The organism is Roseovarius gaetbuli, assembly GCF_900172365.1.
GTDB lineage: Bacteria > Pseudomonadota > Alphaproteobacteria > Rhodobacterales > Rhodobacteraceae > Roseovarius > Roseovarius gaetbuli.
Map to the genome: position 1 here is coordinate 1 of NZ_FWFJ01000104.1, position 2,314 is coordinate 2,314.

Below are 2,314 nucleotides of genomic sequence, written 5' to 3' on the forward strand. Positions count from 1 at the left end.
TTCTTGGCTAAATCTAAGCCGATCGTTGTAACTTGCATTGGGTGGCTCCTCTCGTAAGCGGTTCATAGCAACTGCACTATGGCGCATTGCGACGCCGGGTGATGCAGGAGCCATCCACCCCATCCGCAACCCGGTCATAGCTGCATCGTTCGCCAGTGTCTGCTCTGTCGCATAGCAGGCCTTGGTTCATACCGCACCGAACGGCAGCCTTTAACCCGGTACCGGACTTGCTTGGCGGGCTGATGTTGGGCAAGCTAATAGTACAAGCTGACGGGTTGGAGACTATCATGATTGAACTTGAACGGCCGTTTCGACTTGCCGACGAAAAAGACGCGCACAGCCTGGCAGATTTGGTCAATTTCGCCGGTGAGGGGCTTCCGCTTCATATCTGGACTGGTCTTGCTCGGGACGACGAAGATCCTTGGGAGATTGGACGGGCCCGGCAGGCTGAAAAGGCGCGCGATGGCCAGATTGTTGTCATGGACAATGGTGACGGAGCCGTCGCAGGCCTAACAGGCTATTCGATCAGATCAGAGCCCGAGCCGATTGGCGAAGATTTTCCGCCACTGTTTCGACCTCTTCAGGAGCTTGAGAACAACGCTCTCGAATCTTGGTATGTCAACGTTCTAGCATGCTACCCTACACACCGCGGTCAGGGCATTGGATCACAGCTCCTCGAGTTGGCGGAAAGGATTGGCGCCTCCGAGGGGTTGAGGCGCATGAGCGTGATCGTTGCAAGCAACAATACCGGTGCGCGCCGTCTCTACGAACGACATGGCTATCGTCAGGCGGCCACTCTACCATGTGTCAAAGCGACATGGGAAACGGATACAGAGGCTTGGGTTCTTCTCATCAAATCGCTTTGAGGTAGCGATTGTCGGCTTTGTCCCGCTCAGCAGACCTTAAAGAAAGACGCTGCGAATGGCTGCTTCCAGCCAGTTTTTAGGTCCAGAGAATGTTGGAAAAACGAACATTTCTTCCAACCGTCATGTTTTTGGCCGAACCTTCTAAAACACTTAATTTAAAGGGCTTTATCACGCTTCTACACAGATTGGAGAATATCGGGAAAATACCGTGGCCGAACCGAAAAAAGCAGTGAAATAGCCTTGTTTCTAGCCATATTTTGAAGGGTAAACTGATGAGTGTCCCCGATGGTGACCCAACCCTTCACACAGATCGAACTTTTGGACTACTCGAAGCCATAAAGCGTTTGTTTGAGCGGCATTCTGGAAATTTGGATGAAGATTGAACAGCAGGTCGGAATCTGCGTCAAATCCCACAAAACATTAAGAAATGGTAGAATTTCCACATGAACTATAACTGGCAGATCCCTCCTTTGGGAGGAAATGGACACCAAACTGAAATCGAGCTCGCAGATGGCGTCGCAGTATTTGTAGTCGGGGCGAATGGCTCAGGTAAGTCAGCCTTGATCACGCAATTGTCGAAGGCGACTACAGCATTGAAAGTTATCAGGATCGCCGCTCATAGGCAGTCCTGGTTGCATTCCAGCTCGGTAGATCTGACCCCGAAATCCAGAAGGGACCTACAACGCAACATCAGCAGTCGGGATCGGCAAGACGATAGCCGCTGGAAAGACGACTACGCTCAACCCAGAACCCAAGCCGCACTTTTTGACTTGGCGAATGCTCGGAACAGGGTCTCACGAGAAGTCCTGGAACTTTTGAAAGCAGATGCGGTCGAGGAAGCAACAACTACAGCGAAGCTACCTTCACCTCTTGAAGCCATGAATGATATTTTGGCAGTCAGCTCACTTTCTGTAAGGCTTTCAATCAACGATGACGGGGACATTCTAGCTAGTCATGATGGGGCGGCTGCATTTAGCATTAGTATTGCTGGTATAATGCGACCAGATAAATTGGATCGTCGGATTCGTATCGGCGCCGCGGCGTCAGGGGAAGATTTCATTGAAAAGAGATTTGTTGGACATTTTAGGAGCGCAAAAACCAATTCTGTCAGCGCCGATGGCTGGCGCGGCGGGGCCGGAATTGGTTGCAGAAGTGTGCAATTCAGGCGGTTATGGTGTCATTCCACTCTGGACAAAGTCGGCAAAGCAGGTGGTTGCTGGAATTGAAGAGCTGCGGGCTCTGACCGATCAGAACTTCTCCGTTAATCTCAACCTTTCCTTTCCGTATAACGACCAGCTAGAGGCGTGCATTGATCAAGGCGTGTTGATTGTCACTGAGAACTGACCCGGGATTGTCACCGAGACTTGACCCACCCAGTTGTTATGTTCTTTGCGTCATGATGGCGTCAATGCTGCTGTCTCCTTTCGTTTCTTTTTCGCTGTCTCGGA

Annotated in this window: 3 protein-coding genes; all 3 read left to right on the forward strand. The window is 51.2% G+C overall.

Translation table 11 applies throughout. The features are described 5' to 3' along the window. The first annotated feature begins 287 nt into the window (after positions 1–287). The 3 genes from ROG8370_RS19715 (at position 288) to ROG8370_RS21585 (ending at position 2,210) form a co-directional block, all read left to right on the forward strand. Positions 288–866 carry a GNAT family N-acetyltransferase gene (locus ROG8370_RS19715; RefSeq protein WP_085828816.1) on the forward strand — a complete coding sequence of 193 codons (579 nt, stop codon included), beginning with the start codon at positions 288–290 and terminating at the stop codon, positions 864–866. A gap of 443 nt (positions 867–1,309) precedes the next feature. Then, positions 1,310–2,092, forward strand: a complete 783-nt coding sequence (locus ROG8370_RS21200; RefSeq protein ID WP_245827556.1) for an OLD family protein — start codon at positions 1,310–1,312, stop codon at positions 2,090–2,092. Beyond that, on the forward strand, positions 1,983–2,210 hold the full coding sequence (locus ROG8370_RS21585) for a nitronate monooxygenase (RefSeq protein ID WP_085828815.1): 228 nt from the start codon (positions 1,983–1,985) through the stop codon (positions 2,208–2,210). The genes ROG8370_RS21200 and ROG8370_RS21585 overlap by 110 nt, the downstream gene beginning before the upstream one ends. Positions 2,211–2,314: the final 104 nt, after the last annotated feature.